The sequence below is a fragment of the Flavobacterium gossypii genome, assembly GCF_014138495.1.
GTDB classification, from domain to species: domain Bacteria; phylum Bacteroidota; class Bacteroidia; order Flavobacteriales; family Flavobacteriaceae; genus Flavobacterium; species Flavobacterium endophyticum.
In genome coordinates this window covers 1,581,655-1,598,567 of record NZ_JACJIS010000001.1, presented here as the reverse complement: position 1 = coordinate 1,598,567, position 16,913 = coordinate 1,581,655, and the positions used below count along the sequence as shown (strand labels likewise).

Below are 16,913 nucleotides of genomic sequence, written 5' to 3'. Positions count from 1 at the left end.
ATTTCGTACTCCAAAATTAGGCATTAAAGAATAAAAATTAGGCTTTTTCGCGCCAAAATGAATAACTTTGCGCTCTTAATTTATAAATATGGCATCAGAAGAAAAAGCACTGAATTTTATTGAGCAAATCATTGAAGAAGACATTAAAAATGGCTTGTCTCAACAGAAATTACGTTTTCGTTTCCCGCCTGAACCAAATGGTTATCTGCATATCGGCCATGCAAGTTCGATTGCTCTGAATTTTGGATTGGGTATTGATTATCAAGCACCTGTAAACCTTCGTTTTGACGATACGAATCCTGCCAAAGAAGAGCAGGAATTTGTAGATGCAATCAAAAGAGACGTACAGTGGCTAGGATATCAATGGGCGCACGAATGTTATGCTTCTGATTATTTCCAACAATTATACGATTGGGCAGTTGAATTTATCAAAAAAGGAAAAGCCTATGTAGATAGCCAGACTTCTGAAGAAATGGCGATCCAAAAAGGCACGCCTACGACTCCAGGAGTTGACAGTCCGTATAGAAATCGTTCTGTGGAAGAAAACCTTGATCTGTTCGAAAGAATGAAAAACGGCGAATTTCCTGAGGGATCACATATTTTGAGAGCAAAAATCGACATGAAATCAACAAATATGTTGATGCGTGATCCGATCATGTACCGTATTTTGCACAAGCATCACCATAGAACAGGCAACGATTGGAAAATCTATCCAATGTACGACTGGGCTCATGGAGAAAGCGATTATCTTGAAGAGATTTCACACTCCTTTTGTACGCTAGAATTTTTGCCTCACAGAGAATTATACGATTGGTTTTTAGACCAAATCTATGATGATAAAAAGGTTCGTCCGAAACAAAGAGAATTTGCCAGAAGAAACCTTTCGCATACCGTTGTAAGCAAAAGAAAACTTTTAAAATTAGTAGAAGACAAGCATGTTAACGGATGGGATGACCCGCGTATGTCAACCGTTTCGGGATTAAGAAGAAGAGGGTATACGCCAGCTTCTATCCGCAATTTTGCCAACACAATTGGTATTGCAAAACGTGATAACTTGATTGATGTTTCTGTTTTAGAATTCTGCATTCGAGAAGATTTGAATAAAACAGCGCCTCGCGTTATGGCCGTTTTAGATCCTGTAAAATTGGTTATTACGAATTATCCTGAAGGAAAAGAAGAGTGGCTTGACGCAGAAAACAACCAAGAAGATGAAAGAGCAGGATTCAGAAAAGTCCCTTTTTCAAGAGAATTGTATATAGAAAGAGAAGACTTTTTAGAAGAAGCAACCGGTAAGTTTTTCCGTCTGACTTTAGGAAAAGAAGTCCGTTTGAAAAACGCCTATATCATTAAAGGTGAAAGCGTTGTAAAAGATGCTGCTGGAAACATTACGGAAATTCACGTCACTTATGATACGGATAGTTTAAGCGGCAGTGGGACAGAAGCGAGCCAAAGAAAAGTTTCTGGAACCTTGCACTGGGTTTCGATTGCACATGCGATTGAAGCTGAAGTACGTTTGTATGACCGACTTTTTACCGACGAATCTCCAGATACTCATAAAGGAAAAGACTTCTTAGAATTTGTGAATCCGAATTCGCTTCAAGTTATTACCGGTTATTTGGAACCAAGCCTGAAAGATGCTAAAAATGAAGATAAATTTCAATTCCAAAGATTGGGTTATTTTACTGTAGATAAGGATTCTACAGAAGAAAAATTAGTTTTCAATAGAACAGTTGCCTTAAAAGATACTTGGGAAGAAAAAGGCAAAAAAGAAGAAAATATTATCAATAATTCGCTGAAAGAAATCAACAAATATTTCAAAGTTGCGACAGACGAAGAGCGAAATTCAGTTGAAAAAGCGATAGGAGAGGAGCTAAAAAATGTTTCAAATTTCAGTTTATTGCAAAATACATTGAAGAAGAACATCAACAATAATAAAAGCTCTTTGTTGTTTTCTAATTTCCTTTTGAAATTTTCCAACCTGAAAACTTCAGATATCGAATTAGAGATCTTGCATAAATTATATTCAATGTCTTTAAAAAGCGAATCGCCTTTTGTAAGATTAGAAGTGATTAAAAATTTAAAAAAGGATGCAATCAATTTCAGTGAATTTTCTTCTCAGCTTTTAGAGTTGAAAAATTCAGAAAAAAATGAGCAGGTTTTAAATTTGCTTTCTGAAAATTAGAAATTCTAAATAATAAGTTTTATAAATGAAAAGCTCCCAAATGTGGAGCTTTTTCTATTATTGTAATATTCTATTGAAATTTTAAATTATATAGTTTTTAATAATCAAAATTAACCTTCATAAATTAATTATAAGCCATTATTTTTAAAAGAGAAGGAAAATATATGACCACGACTAAGAAACTTTATTATAATCGAGTTATTTAAGTTTTAGAAAACTTGAGGATACTTTAACTGGTTATTAACATCAAAATGTTAAAATTAAATGTAACTTTAAATTATTAACCTAAAAAATCAAAAAAGTTATGTCAAGATCAAACACAGTTATCGGAATATTAGCAGGAGCTGCAATTGGTGCAGCAGTAGGAATTTTATTTGCGCCAGACAAAGGTGAAAAAACAAGAAAAAAAATCAAAGACGGATTTGACAACCAAAAAGACGAATTGCAAAATAAATTCAATCAATTGTCTGATCAGGTAAAAAGTAAATTTTCAAAAGCCAAAGTTGATTTGGAATCTGGATTTGATGAATTAGTTGCAAACGCTCAAGACACCAAAGAAGATGTAATTGCTGCTTTAGAAAAAAAACTATCTGATTTAAAAGCACAAGCTGCCGCAGCCAACAAAAAATAAAAAAATTGCTCTATGGCATTTGAAAAAATAAAAGAAAACACCGACGACCTGCAAGACCGCGCCAAAGAATTTTTAGATGCTAATATTGCTTACTATAAACTTTGGGGTTTTAAACTTGCAATGAAATCTACCACGTTAATGCTCAAATTATTCATGTTGAGCATTATGTTGGTGATTGTAACCCTATTTTTTTCAATTGCGTTAGCACTAGCGATTGGATATAGTCTTGATAATTTTGCGTATGGATTCTTGATTGTTGGCGCCATCTATTTCGTTCTTGCTTTGTTGGTATATTACACACAAGATAAGATTGTGGAAGGCCCAATTCTAAGAACATTTTCGAAATTATTTTTCAAAAAATACTAAATGGAAAGCCTTATGCAAGTAAAAAATTATTCTTCTTACGAGGAAATAAATAGGGAATTACAGATTTTGAAAGTAGAAAAAGATTTGGCTTATGAAAAAATGAACAAAAGTTTTCATGAGACTAAAGATAGTTTTACGGCTAAAAACATTTTAGGAACTGTACCCGGTATAGCCTTGAATATAATTGGAAGCTTATCCGGACCGCTTAAAAATGTCGGGATAGCATATCTGACGAAAAAGATTTTTCGTTTATAATAAAAAAGAGGCCCAAATGGCCTCTTTTTTTATGTATTAATTTCTAAAATTATTCTGCAGGAGTAATCGTGTCATCTGGAGTATTATGCTCGTCCCTATGCGAATGGTCTTGAGGAGAAATAGAACTTCTTTTTACTTCATTGCTTTTTCTAGCACCACGTTTCATAGCTTCTCCAACTTGATTTGAAGCAGTAAATGAGGCAACCATATTATTCAACATATCGCTTCCCGCTTGAGGAGAATTTGGCAATAAGATCAAGTTTGAATTAGTATCAGCACCAATTGCCTGTAACGTATCATAATGTTGCGTAACAACAATCAAAGCAGAAGCTTCTTGGGAGTTGATTCCTACTTTGTTCAAAACATCGACACTTTCTACCAATCCACGAGCAATTTCGCGTCTTTGGTCAGCAATACCTTGTCCTTGCAATCTTTTGCTTTCGGCTTCGGCTTTTGCTTTTGCCACGATTCTGATTCTTCCTGCTTCTGCTTCGTATTCTGCTGCAGATTTTTCTCTGTCGGCCGCATTGATACGGTTCATTGCATTTTTAACTTGGATATCAGGATCAATATCCGTAATCAATGTATTAATGATATCGTAACCATACGTCGTCATGGCTTCGTTCAATTCACGTTTTACGGCGATGGCAATATCATCTTTTCTTTCGAAAACATCGTCTAATTTCAATTTAGGGACTTCTGCACGCACTACGTCGAATACATAAGATGTAATTTGGTCGTGTGGGTATTCGAGCTTGTAAAATGCTTCGTATACCTTATCTTGGATTACTTTAAACTGTACCGAGACTTTCATTTTCACAAATACGTTTTCTTTCGTTTTTGTTTCGATGATAACGTCAAGCTGCTGGATTTTCAAATTGATCTTGCCTGCAATTTTATCTACTACTGGAATTTTTAACTGCAAACCAGAATGACGAATACTTTGGTATTTTCCAAAACGTTCGATGATTGCTGCTGTCTGTTGTTTTACCGTAAAAAACGATGAGAAGAAGATAAATAAGGCGAAGAATAAAAATACATACAAAGGAATGTTTAAGTCCATAATACAGTGTTTAAAAGTTAATTGGGTTAAGGTACAAAAAAAGCCTCTCATTTCTGAAAGGCTTAATTAATTTATTATTTCAAGCTTGCTATCGCTTTTTGGATTCGTCTGATTGTTTCTTCTTTTCCAATCAAGCTAATGATGTCGAATAGGTGAGGGCCTTTTAAAGAACCAACTAAACTCAATCGAAGCGGCTGCATGATTTTGCCCATTCCGATTTCATTTTCAGTCATCCAAGCTTTAACTGTGTTTTCGACATTTTCTGTTGAAAAGTCTAAAGTATTTTCTAAAACAACAATCAATTTTTCCATCAATTCCGCTGTTTCTGGTTTCCAGTTTTTGGACGCTTTTTCATCATAAGATGTTGGTGCTTCGAAGAAAAATTCTGACAACTCCCAAAGTTCTGAAGCAAATGTTGCGCGTTCTTTTACCAAACGAACCACTTCCGTTACAAACTCAATCGGTTTGTTAATTCCTTTTTCGACCAATATATGGGAAAGCTGGTGTGCCAAGACTTTATTGTCCGCTCTTTGGAAATACTGGTGGTTGAACCATTTGTTTTTCTCGGGATCGAATTTGGCTCCAGCTTTATGAACGCGTCCTAAGTCGAAAAGCGTTACTAATTCGTCAAGTGTAAACAATTCTTGGTCGGTTCCAGAACTCCAGCCTAATAATGCTAAAAAGTTGATAACAGCTTCTGGCAAGAATCCTTTTTCTCTATATCCTGAAGATATTTCGCCTGAGCTCGGATCTTTCCATTCCAAAGGAAATACTGGAAATCCAAGTTTGTCGCCATCTCTCTTTGATAATTTTCCATTTCCGACAGGTTTTAATATCAATGGCAAATGTGCAAATTCTGGAGCTTCCCAATTGAATGCTCTGTATAACAAAACGTGCAACGGCATTGAAGGCAGCCATTCTTCCCCACGAATTACGTGTGATGTTTCCATCAAATGATCATCTACTATGTTTGCTAAATGGTAAGTTGGCATTCCGTCACCCTTGAATAGCACTTTATCGTCTAAAAGATTCGTGTCAAATTTAACTTCACCGCGAATCATATCGTTCAAGTGCAAGATTTCATTTACCGGAGTTTTAAAACGAATTACATATTCTTCACCATCTGCAATTCGCTGCGCTGTTTTTTCAGCAGAATTAGTCAACGAATTGTCTAGCTGTTCACGATTTCCGTGGTTGTATATAAAAGTCTTTCCTTGCTCTTCTTCGTTTTTACGCAATTGGTCTAGATTTTCAGAACTATCAAAAGCATAATAAGCCCAACCCGATTTTACCAATTGGTCGGCATATTCTTTATACAAATGTTTTCTTTCGCTTTGGCGGTAAGGACCAAATTTTTCATTCTTTCCGACTGTTTCATCTGGAGCAATTCCAAGCCATTCTAAAGCTTCTAAAATATAAGCTTCAGCGCCAGGAACAAAACGATTTTGGTCGGTATCTTCAATACGAAGATAAAAAACGCCACCATGTTTTTTAGCAAACAGATAATTGAAAAGGGCAGTTCTTACACCACCAATATGCAAAGGTCCTGTTGGACTTGGGGCAAAACGAACACGAATAGGTCTAGACATTTTAATAAATTTTGGTGCAAAGATACGATTTTAGTTAAATGTTGTCGGTTAGTCAATATCAGTTTTGAGTAAAGTTTCTACCTTAAATTACCTAACTGTCAACTAAAATCAGAGGCCTCAATTTTAACCTTCCATATTAATATAAATTATTACTTTTATCGGTTATAAAGAAACCATTCAAGATTTTGGAAAATAAAGCATTGATATACGACAAATTAGAAGCTTTCATCAAAAAGTTTTACACGAACGAACTCCTCAAAGGATTAATTTTCTTTGTTGGATTAGGATTGCTGTATTTGCTATTTACGCTATTTGTCGAATATTTCCTTTGGCTGAAACCTTTGGGAAGAACCATTTTGTTTTGGACATTTATCCTCGTGGAACTTTTTCTGTTATTTCGATTTATACTATTCCCGCTTTTCAAATTGTTCAAGCTTCAAAAGGGAATTGATTATGAAGGAGCATCAAACATCATCGGAAATCATTTTTCGGAAGTTGATGATAAGCTGAAAAATTTTCTCCAATTATCAAACGATAAAAACCAGTCGGAATTACTATTAGCTTCAATTGACCAAAAAGCAAAAACTTTGAATCCGATTCCGTTTGGAAATGCCATAAATTTTAAAGGCAACATAAAATACCTTCCTTGGGCAATTATTCCAATTTTGTTTTTTGTTTTCTTTTTGATATCAGGGAACAGCGATATGATTACGCAAAGTTTCAATAGGGTAGTGCGATACAATGAACGCTTCTCACCGCCAGCTCCTTTTTCATTTCTGGTTACAAATCCATCTTTGCAGACAGAACAGGGAAATGATTTTGTATTGCAGGTTAAATCACAAGGCAAAGTCGTTCCAGAAAACGCCATGATTTTTATTGATGGAGAAAGTTATTTCATGGAAAGTACAAAGCCTGGCGTTTTTGAATATAAGTTTACAAAGCCGGCCAAAAACATTAGCTTTCATATCGAAGCCAATGAAGTAAGTTCTAAAGATTATGAATTGGCTGTTGTAGCGGTTCCGACGATTGCTAATTTTGAAATGGTCTTGAATTTTCCATCGTATTTGAATAAGAAATCGGAAACAATTCAAGGTTCCGGAAATGCAATCGTTCCAGAAGGAACAAAAGTGACTTGGAAAGTAAGTACTTTGGCTACTAAATCGGTGGAATGGTCTGATTTAAAAACGATTACACCATTTTCAGCTAATGAAAATACATTTCAGATTACAAAAAACATAAATCAGAACACCGAATATCAAATTTTGACTTCAAATGCTAAAGTAAAGCATTACGAAAAGCTCAATTATCAGATTTCTGTAATCAAAGATCAGTTCCCAACTATTGCTGTCAACAATGCTCCCGATAGTTTAAAACTGAACCAAAATGTAATCGTCGGACAAGTTTCGGATGATAACGGTCTGTCAAAACTACAGATTGTTTTTTATCCAAAAGGTAAAACGAATGAAGCTAAGAAAATGGGACTTCCTGTAAAAAAGGATGTCTTCGATCAATTTATCTTTTCGTTTCCAGGACAGATTCCAGTGGAAGAAGGTGTTTCGTATGAGTACTATTTTGAGGTTTTTGATAATGATGCTTTGCACAATTACAAGTCTACTAAATCTTCAGTTTTTTCTGATAGATTGGCTACTGTTGAAGAGAAAGAAGAACAGAATCTGCAACAGCAAAATGAGAATATAAACAGCCTTGAAAAATCAGTTAAAAATCAAGATAAACAGTTATCAGAGCTAGACAAACTTCAAAAATTAGGCAAAGAAAAAACGAATCTAGAATTCAAAGATCAGCAAAAAGTAAATGAATTTATTCAGCGTCAAAAGCAGCAGGAGCAAATGATGAAAGAGTTTTCTAAGAAGATGGAAGACAACTTGGATAAGTTTAAGACCGACAAGAAAGATGAATTCAAAGAAGAATTGAAAGAACGCTTAGAAAAAGCGGAGAAGGAAATAGAAAAGAATGAAAAGCTTTTGGATGAGTTGCAAAAACTATCTGAAAAATTAAGAGAAGAAGAGCTTTTCGAAAAGATTGATAAGTTCAAACAAAGCTCTAAAAATCAAACCAAGAATTTAGAACAGTTGGTTGAACTGACAAAGAAATTTTATGTTGAAAAGAAAGCAGAACAGTTAGCAGATAAATTAGACAAGCTTTCAGAAAAACAAGAAGATTTGTCCAATAAAGACAAAGAGAATTCCACCGATAAGCAAGAAGAAATTAATAAAGAATTTGACAAAATTCAGAAGGAATTAGAGCAGCTTGAAAAGGACAATCAAGAATTAAAAAAACCGATTGATCTTCCAAAAGACGAGCAGACTGAGAAAAGTATTGATGAAGATTTAAAAAAAGCTTCTGATGAATTGAAGAAAGATCAGAAAGCTAAGGCCAAGCCTAAACAAAAAAGCGCCGCCCAGAAGATGAAAAAGATGAGCGGTAATATGATGGAAAGTATGGCTGGAGGTGAGATGGAACAGCTAGAAGAAGATGTCAAAATGTTACGTCAGATTTTGGATAATCTTTTAGCCTATTCTTTCTCACAAGAAGACCTGATGAAGAATTTTAAAGGCCTTAAAAAAGGGTCATTATCATTCAATAAAAACTTAAAAATACAGCAAGATTTAAAACAACAGTTCAAGCATGTTGATGATAGCCTTTTTGCCATGTCTTTGAGAAATCCAAAAATAGGTGAGAACATCACAACAGAAGTAGGTAATGTACACTATAACATCGATAAATCTCTTGAGAATTTATCTGAGGCACAAATTCCAAAAGGAGTTTCGCATCAACAATATGCCGTGGCTTCATCAAACAAATTAGCTGACTTTTTAAGTGAGATTCTGAACAATATGCAAATGCAGATGCAAATGTCTGGATCAGGTTCTGGCAAGCCAAAGCAAGGGCAGGGCGAGGGTATGCAACTTCCAGACATTATTCAGAAACAACAAGGCTTGGGCGAGAAGATGAAAGAAGGAATGAAGAAAGGTGAGAAGCCTGGCGATGGAAAAGAAGGTAAGGATGGAAAACCCGGTAAAGAAGGCAAAGGCAAAGACGGAAAGAAAGGTGCCAATGAAGGTGAAGGTGGCGAAGACGGAGAAGGCGATGCCGGCAAGGTGCTGGAGATTTATAAAGAACAGCAACGTCTTCGTGATGCATTGCAGAAAGCTTTAGAGAAAGAAGGCATGGGTGGTAACGGACAGAACGCTTTGAACCAGATGAAGCAGATTGAAAAAGATTTGCTGAATAAAGGTTTTAAAAATGAGACACTCCAAAAGATGTTAAATCTAAAACATGAATTACTGAAATTAGATAATGCTATCCAGCAGCAAGGAGAAGAGAAAAAGCGCCAATCACAAACAAACAAAAAGGACTATAATAACCAGACAAATGCTGTTTCTCCTGCCTTAAAGCAATATTTGAATAGTATTGAGATATTAAACAGACAAACACTACCTTTGCGGCCAAATTACAACCAAAAGGTTCAAGAATATTTTAAGAAAGATGATTAGTTTTAATTACGAAACCGATTTTGAATTGTCTGATGAAACTGCTATTTCCGAATGGCTTTCTAACGTGATCATTTCGGAATCCAAAAAGGAGGGAGATATCAATTATATTTTCTGTGATGATGAATACCTGCATAAAATAAATGTTGAATATCTAGATCATGATACATTAACAGATATTATCAGTTTCGATTATAGTGTAGGGAATGAACTGCATGGCGATATTTTTGTTTCTGTTGAAAGAGTTGCTGACAATGCTAAGGACTTTAATGTAAGTTTTGATGAGGAATTAAAAAGAGTTCTTGTGCATGGTATATTGCATTATGCGGGGTACAAAGATAAATCGGAAGAAGACGAATTGAAGATGCGTCAAAAAGAAGAAGAGAAAATAGCGATGTTCCACGTGAAACAATAGCTTAAACATCTTTTCAAATACACACAATTTGGAATAACGTTCCACGTGGAACAAAACAAGATTTCAGTTTTTTGAAATCGAAAAGGAGAAAATAAAATGTTTCAAGATACATACGATGTGATTGTTGTTGGAGCCGGGCATGCTGGTTCAGAAGCCGCCGCGGCAGCGGCGAATTTGGGTTCAAAAACCTTATTGGTTACCATGAGCCTGCAGAACATCGCACAGATGTCCTGCAATCCTGCGATGGGCGGTATAGCCAAAGGACAAATCGTGAGAGAAATTGACGCTTTGGGTGGTTATTCCGGAATTGTTTCCGACAAAACAGCCATTCAATTCAAGATGCTCAACAAATCAAAAGGACCTGCGATGTGGTCGCCAAGAGTTCAGAGCGACAGAATGCGTTTTGCAGAAGAATGGCGTTTGATGCTCGAAAGAACACCTAATCTTGATTTCTATCAAGAAATGGTCAAGGGATTGATTATCGAAGATGGAAAGATAAAAGGAATCAAGACATCGCTTGGAATTGAAATCAAAGCCAAATCCGTTGTCCTGACCAATGGAACATTTTTGAATGGATTGATCCATATCGGAGAAAAACAATTTGGTGGAGGAAGAGCAGGAGAAGGAGCTGCTTACGGAATTACAGAAGATTTAGTTCGTGCTGGATTCACGTCAGGCAGAATGAAAACAGGAACGCCCCCACGTGTGGATGGGCGTTCGCTCGATTATTCTAAGATGGAAGAACAGCCTGGTGATGCAATTCCTGATAAGTTCTCGTATTCGGATGAAACCAAGCCGCTGACGCACCAAAAATCGTGTCATATGACGTATACGTCGTTGCAAGTACACGATTTATTGCGTGAAGGTTTCGACCGTTCTCCAATGTTTAATGGAAGAATTCAGAGTCTTGGTCCAAGATATTGTCCGTCGATTGAAGATAAAATCAACCGTTTTGCAGATAAAGATAGACACCAATTGTTTGTCGAGCCCGAAGGCTGGAATACGGTAGAAGTATACGTAAATGGATTTTCTACATCACTTCCTGAAGAAGTCCAATTTAAAGCATTGCGTTCAGTAGTTGGTTTTGAAAATGTGAAATTCTTCCGTCCTGGTTATGCAATCGAATACGATTATTTCCCGCCGACGCAGTTAAAACATACGCTAGAAACAAAGCTTGTAGAAGGTTTGTATTTTGCCGGTCAGATTAATGGAACCACAGGCTATGAAGAAGCCGCTTCTCAAGGATTAATGGCAGGAATTAATGCGCATCTAAAAGTGCATGAAAAAGATCCTTTGATTTTACGAAGAGATGAAGCGTATATTGGCGTTTTAATCGATGACTTAATCACGAAAGGTACAGAAGAACCCTATCGAATGTTCACTTCGCGCGCAGAATACAGAACATTACTTCGTCAAGATAATGCAGATTTCAGACTAACTCCAATGTCTTATGAAATTGGATTGGCATCCGAAACACGCATGAGAAAAATGGAGAAGAAGCTAAACGAATCAGAAGCGATTGTCAACTTCTTTAAAGAAACCAGCGTGACGGTAGCAGAAACAAATCCGATTCTTGAAGAAAAAGGTTCCGCGTTGATTTCGCAACCCGATAAAATGTTTAAAGTGTTTTCTCGTCCACAAATTGATTTAGAGGATATTCTAAAATTTGAAAAAGTTGCAAAATACATCGAAGAAAACAATCTAGATAAAGAAGTACTCGAACAAGCCGAAATCCAAGTGAAATATTCAGGCTATATCGAAAAAGAAAAAAATAACGCTGATAAGCTTACACGTTTGGAAGATGTAAAAATTCCGGAATCTTTCGATTATGATAAAATTAAATCATTGTCGCATGAAGCTCGTGAGAAGTTCAAAAAGATTCGTCCGGTGACTTTATCACAGGCTTCTCGAATTAGCGGCGTGTCGCCAAGCGATATTTCCGTATTATTAATTCACATGGGAAGATAATATGTTTCACGTGGAACGAATTACTCAAAACCGCATTATCAAAGGAATCACTTCGATTCTTTTGATAATTTTTATTTTACAAAGTTGCATAGGAGCAAAAGCGGGTTATCAAATAGACGACTATTATATTGCTGAAAACGGAAAAGAAATTCTCGGTACAAAACCACTGAATGCATTTATTTTTGAGAATAATGTGACGAATCTCCCGTTTGAACAATTTCTTGCCATCAAGTACAAGCTAGACAATTATCTGACTAGAGAATTTTGGATTAGCATCGATGGTGCCAGATATAAGATGATAGTTTATGAAAATTCAGAATTTGACAAATATTTCGGGATTTCTAATTTTGCTGCAAAGAACCAAGAGAATATTGCCAACATTGTTGGCGGACAGCCAAAATTTATTGCCATTTCAATGATTAGTGAATTTAACGAAGATTGTCTTTCGAATAAATCCATTTTACAAAACATGGCAACGACTTACCTCAAAAACCTCAAAGACGAATACATTCAAATTAAATAATGATTTCAACAAATCTCAAGCATTTCCAAACCGTAAAAGATAATTCTGTTTCAAAAGAAATTTTCGAATTGTTGTATGATGAAAACTTGGATATGCTGGTAACTTTACCGCAGCCTGATGCAGAAAATCTATCGAGATATTACGAAAGCGAAGATTATATTTCGCATACTGATGGAAAACGCTCTCTTTTCGAAAAAGCATATCATTTTATAAAAAATATCGCTTTAAAAAATAAATTATCGCTGATTAATAATCTACAGGATAAAAAAGGAGCGCTTTTAGATATTGGTGCAGGTACAGGTGATTTTCTTTCAGTTGCAAAAAATAATGGTTGGAATGCCTTAGGGATCGAACCAAGCGAAAAAGCAAGATCCATTGCAAATCAAAAAGGAGTAGAGTTGAAACTAAATACCTGTGATTTCGAAAATAATTCATTTGATATCATAACCATGTGGCATGTGCTCGAACATGTACCAAATTTGGAAGATCAGATTAAAGAATTAAAAAGACTGCTCAAGCCAAATGGTTCGATTATTATCGCGGTTCCAAATTTCAAATCGTATGATGCGAATCATTATAAAGAATTTTGGGCGGCTTATGATGTTCCAAGACATCTTTGGCATTTTTCAAAAACAGCTATTCAAAAACTATTTCAAAAAGAAAATATTGAGCTGGTAAAAATCTTGCCGATGAAATTTGACTCTTTTTATGTCAGCCTTCTTTCCGAAAAATATAAAACTGGAAAAATGAATTTTATAAAAGCATTTTTTGTCGGTTTGAAGTCAAATTGGAAAGCAAAGCAAAATTTTGAATATTCTTCACACATTTATGTGCTAAAAAGCGCTAAAAATTAAAATAAAAACGCCTAATAGTTTATTTTCTTCCTAAACATCGAAATATATTGCCTGTTTTAGAAAGTGCCTTAAAACGCTTTATTTGAATCCAATTTCAATAGTAATAATTTATATGTATTTTTAAAGCAATAGGTTAATTTTATGGCTTGAAAAAACATCGAAAATTAACACTTTAAGCATTTATAACTTTTTTTTCCTATTTTTGAGCCCAATTAAAAAGAACCTAATAGAATGAAAAAATCAATAGTAGCAATTGCAATTGCAATCTCATTATTTTCTTGCAACAAAGCTGAGGAAAAAGCAACATCTGAAAAAACAGCCTATATTGATACTGTAAAATTGATGGATGAATATACAGAGTCAAAAGATCTTCAGGCCAAATTCAAAGAAAAGTCTGAAGTGATGGGCAGAGAACTTCAAAATGAAGTAAAAAAATTCCAAGATGAAGCTGATAATTTCCGTAGAAACGCACAAGCAAACGGACAAGAATGGGCACAAAGAAAAGGAGCAGAATTGCAGAAAAAAGAACAGCAATTAACGTATGCTCAGCAAGCTATGAGCCAGCAATTGCAACAAGAAGCCGCAGTTGAAAGAGATTCTGTTGTAAGCAAAGTAAGAAAATACATCAAAGAGTATGGCAAGAAAAACGGCTATACGTATATCTATGGAACTGGCGATGCAGCGACAATCCTGTATGCAAAAGATCAGTTAGATCTTACAGATAAGATCGTTAAGGAATTGAACGACAATTATAAAGCTCCAGCAAAAACCGAAGAAAAGGACGAAGCGAAAGCCGAAGAGAAAAAATAAAAATCAATTAAATGCCTTCCGAAGTGAAGGCATTTTTTTTAGCGTAATTATCCAAAATTGACTACTTTTCGATTTCGAAAAATATAAGCCAATGCACGAACTATCCGAAGAAGCAATCTACACGTTAAAATTTATCAATCAGACCCAGCGCTCTTTATTTCTCACAGGAAAAGCAGGTACCGGAAAAACGACGCTTTTGCGCGAAATCATCCGATCTACCCATAAGAATACTGTGGTCGTAGCTCCTACCGGAATAGCGGCTTTAAACGCTGGAGGTGTAACGATTCACTCAATGTTTCAGTTACCTTTTGCCGGATTTATACCAGAATATAACAAGGCTCCACACTTTTCCGACACTGTAAAATTTGAAACTAAAGATACGCTGAGGCGCCATTTTAGGATGGCTGGACCTAAAAAATCGGTTATCGTAAACATGGAATTACTGATCATTGACGAAGTCAGCATGCTTAGAGCCGATTTACTCGATGCTATTGACTTTACAATGAGGAGCATAAGAAGAAAAGACTTTCCTTTTGGCGGAGTGCAAGTTTTGTTTATTGGCGATCTGCTCCAGCTTCCGCCGGTAATCAGAAACGAAGAATGGGAAACTTTACGGAATTATTATAGGGGGAAATTCTTTTTCCATTCGCATGTTATGCAGCAATATCCGCCTTTATATATCGAGCTTTCGAAAATTTTCCGTCAGACGGACGATAAATTTATCTCAATCTTAAACAATCTTCGCAATAACCAAATTGATTCCGAAGACATTAAGAACCTAAACCAGTACGTAAAGCCTGATTTTGACCTAAAGGAAAACAAGGGCTATATTATACTGACGACACATAATGCAAAAGCCGATGCAATGAATATTCAATCATTAGCGGATTTGCAAGGAAAGGAAATGACATATCTGCCTGAAATTGTGGGTGATTTTCCAGAAAAAATTTTCCCTTTCGAAGAAAAGCTAAACCTCAAAATAGGGGCACAGGTCATGTTCGTCAAAAATGATCTCTCGCTAGAAAAAAACTATTTCAACGGAAAGATGGGCATCATAAAATCCTTATCAGAACAAGAGATTTTGGTTCATTTTCCAGATGAAAACAAGACGATTGAAGTAGAGCGTTATGAATGGAAAAACATCCGATATCTTGTTAATCCAGATACGAAAGAAATTGATGAGGAAATTTTAGGAACATTTACGCACTATCCGATTAAATTAGCCTGGGCGATAACCGTTCATAAAAGTCAAGGACTGACATTTGATAAAGCTGCGCTTGATGTATCGCAAGTTTTCCTTCCTGGACAGGCGTATGTGGCGCTTTCGAGACTTCGTTCATTAGAAGGGCTTATTTTGCTTTCTCCGCTGCAGATGAATGGCATTTCGAACGATCAAGATGTAGTGCAGTATTCAATGAATAAGGCTTCAGAGGATTTTCTTCAAGCTTCATTGCAAAAAGAAACCACAAGTTTTGTCCATAATTATCTGAAAAACAGCTTTGATTGGAAAGAATTGGCTCAAGAGTGGCGCAACCACCAATACAGCTATAACGAAGATGCTGAAAAATCAGAAAAGTCAAAGCACATGCTATGGGCAAAGCGGCAGGCAGAAACCATTGGGTCTATTGTAGAACCGGCAGCAAAATTTATGCGCCAGCTAGACAAATTATTCTATGGCGAAGCATTTGATATCCAATTTGTTTTAGAAAGAATAAATGCGGCTCATGATTATTTCATGAAGCCTATGGATGCACTTGAGTATGAAATCTTATGGAAATTGGAAGAAGTGAAACGCGTCAAAAAAGCTAAAGCATTTTTCCAAGAACTTTATGCGTTAGAAGAACTGCAGACCAAGGCAATCTTGCGGCTTATGAAAGCCAAGTTGCTGATTGAAATTGTCGCTTCTGAACTTGAAATTTGCAAAGAAAATCTAGATTCGCCCGAAATACGATCGTACAAATCGAAAAAATTAGAATCCATCAAAGAAGAATTCAAGAAAACTCATGCTACATTGGTGGAAGAAGATTATGAAGTAGAACGTTATGCACCTAAGAAAAAGGCTCAAAAAGAACCTAAAAAATCTACCGTCGAAGAAACGTATGAGTTGTGGCTTCAGAAAAATTCATTGGCAGAAATTGCGGGCATTCGCAAGCTTACGCAGCAGACAGTCAGCAACCATTTTGCCAAATTAATACAATCAGGAATGGTTTCCATATCAGACATTCTTCCCGAAGATAAAATTCGCGAGCTGGCCAAAGCTTTTGACGGCTACGACGAAGAGTCTCTCAACGGCCTGAAAGAAAAATACGGAAATAAATTTACTTGGGACGAGCTGAAATTGTTTAAAGCTTCGCTGTAATTATTGCATGTAAAATACGCCTAAAATAGCAGGAACAAAATAAATAGCGATTGTCCTAGCACCGTCATAATCTTTTGCGATTCTTTGTCCGAACAGCAAGAAAATCAAGGTAACAGCAGAAACAACAGAACCGTAAAAGCCAAACGTCGTTTCGCCGTTCACTAGCATCTCGACGATACCCGCAACACAAAGAATTCCTGCGATTATTTCTAGAATTAAAATAAGCATCAAGGATTGCGGCACGGTATTTTTGATGAATGTTTTTTCAAAATGACCTTTGAGCCAGCCTACGTTTCCTTGCCAGTCAATTACCTTATCATAGCCTGATTGTAAAAAGGTTACGGCTAAAAATACCAAAATTAGAATAGAAGCAGTGTTGTTCATAA

At 35.9% G+C, this 16,913-nt stretch carries 14 protein-coding genes; 11 read left to right on the top strand and 3 right to left on the bottom strand.

The window, feature by feature from the left end:
- The first annotated feature begins 88 nt into the window (after nucleotides 1-88).
- The 4 genes from GGR22_RS07335 to GGR22_RS07320 all read left to right on the top strand — a co-directional run bounded on the left by GGR22_RS07335 (nucleotide 89) and on the right by GGR22_RS07320 (nucleotide 3,434).
- On the top strand, nucleotides 89-2,182 hold the full coding sequence (locus GGR22_RS07335; protein WP_182493117.1) for a glutamine--tRNA ligase/YqeY domain fusion protein: 2,094 nt from the start codon (nucleotides 89-91) through the stop codon (nucleotides 2,180-2,182).
- A gap of 304 nt (nucleotides 2,183-2,486) precedes the next feature.
- A complete protein-coding gene (locus tag GGR22_RS07330; RefSeq protein WP_121375699.1) occupies nucleotides 2,487-2,813 on the top strand; it encodes a YtxH domain-containing protein in 327 nt (108 codons plus the stop codon).
- A gap of 12 nt (nucleotides 2,814-2,825) precedes the next feature.
- Complete coding sequence (locus GGR22_RS07325) at nucleotides 2,826-3,179, top strand: competence protein (protein ID WP_121375698.1); 354 nt, start codon at nucleotides 2,826-2,828, stop codon at nucleotides 3,177-3,179.
- A gap of 12 nt (nucleotides 3,180-3,191) precedes the next feature.
- Nucleotides 3,192-3,434 (top strand): DUF6327 family protein, encoded by a 243-nt coding sequence (locus GGR22_RS07320; RefSeq protein ID WP_182493116.1) that lies wholly within the window; start codon nucleotides 3,192-3,194, stop codon nucleotides 3,432-3,434.
- 49 nt (nucleotides 3,435-3,483) lie between these two features.
- Here GGR22_RS07320 and GGR22_RS07315 read toward each other — a convergent pair whose 3' ends face one another.
- Together GGR22_RS07315 and gltX are read right to left on the bottom strand one after the other, a co-directional pair.
- Nucleotides 3,484-4,497 carry an SPFH domain-containing protein gene (locus GGR22_RS07315; protein WP_121375696.1) on the bottom strand — a complete coding sequence of 338 codons (1,014 nt, stop codon included), beginning with the start codon at nucleotides 4,495-4,497 and terminating at the stop codon, nucleotides 3,484-3,486.
- Nucleotides 4,498-4,571: 74 nt separating this feature from the next.
- Nucleotides 4,572-6,086 carry a glutamate--tRNA ligase gene (gltX, locus tag GGR22_RS07310; RefSeq protein WP_182493115.1) on the bottom strand — a complete coding sequence of 505 codons (1,515 nt, stop codon included), beginning with the start codon at nucleotides 6,084-6,086 and terminating at the stop codon, nucleotides 4,572-4,574.
- A 185-nt stretch (nucleotides 6,087-6,271) separates the two neighbouring features.
- Between gltX and GGR22_RS07305 the strand changes: the two genes are divergently transcribed.
- From GGR22_RS07305 to GGR22_RS07275, 7 genes are all read left to right on the top strand, one after another.
- Nucleotides 6,272-9,601 carry a DUF4175 family protein gene (locus GGR22_RS07305; protein ID WP_182493114.1) on the top strand — a complete coding sequence of 1,110 codons (3,330 nt, stop codon included), beginning with the start codon at nucleotides 6,272-6,274 and terminating at the stop codon, nucleotides 9,599-9,601.
- Nucleotides 9,594-10,013: an rRNA maturation RNase YbeY gene (ybeY, locus tag GGR22_RS07300; protein WP_182493113.1), complete on the top strand. Its 420-nt coding sequence runs from the start codon at nucleotides 9,594-9,596 to the stop codon at nucleotides 10,011-10,013. Before GGR22_RS07305 ends, ybeY begins: the two co-directional genes overlap by 8 nt.
- A 96-nt stretch (nucleotides 10,014-10,109) precedes the next feature.
- Nucleotides 10,110-11,981, top strand: a complete 1,872-nt coding sequence (mnmG, locus tag GGR22_RS07295; RefSeq protein ID WP_182493112.1) for a tRNA uridine-5-carboxymethylaminomethyl(34) synthesis enzyme MnmG — start codon at nucleotides 10,110-10,112, stop codon at nucleotides 11,979-11,981.
- 10 nt (nucleotides 11,982-11,991) lie between these two features.
- Nucleotides 11,992-12,504, top strand: coding sequence for a hypothetical protein (locus GGR22_RS07290; protein WP_182493111.1), 513 nt, complete (start codon nucleotides 11,992-11,994; stop codon nucleotides 12,502-12,504).
- Nucleotides 12,504-13,358, top strand: a complete 855-nt coding sequence (locus GGR22_RS07285; RefSeq protein ID WP_182493110.1) for a class I SAM-dependent methyltransferase — start codon at nucleotides 12,504-12,506, stop codon at nucleotides 13,356-13,358. Before GGR22_RS07290 ends, GGR22_RS07285 begins: the two co-directional genes overlap by 1 nt.
- A 231-nt stretch (nucleotides 13,359-13,589) precedes the next feature.
- Nucleotides 13,590-14,168, top strand: coding sequence for an OmpH family outer membrane protein (locus tag GGR22_RS07280; RefSeq protein WP_121375688.1), 579 nt, complete (start codon nucleotides 13,590-13,592; stop codon nucleotides 14,166-14,168).
- Nucleotides 14,169-14,259: 91 nt separating this feature from the next.
- Nucleotides 14,260-16,527, top strand: a complete 2,268-nt coding sequence (locus GGR22_RS07275) for a helix-turn-helix domain-containing protein (protein WP_182493109.1) — start codon at nucleotides 14,260-14,262, stop codon at nucleotides 16,525-16,527.
- Here GGR22_RS07275 and GGR22_RS07270 read toward each other — a convergent pair whose 3' ends face one another.
- Nucleotides 16,528-16,911, bottom strand: a complete 384-nt coding sequence (locus tag GGR22_RS07270) for a DoxX family membrane protein (protein WP_182493108.1) — start codon at nucleotides 16,909-16,911, stop codon at nucleotides 16,528-16,530.
- Nucleotides 16,912-16,913 lie beyond the last annotated feature (2 nt).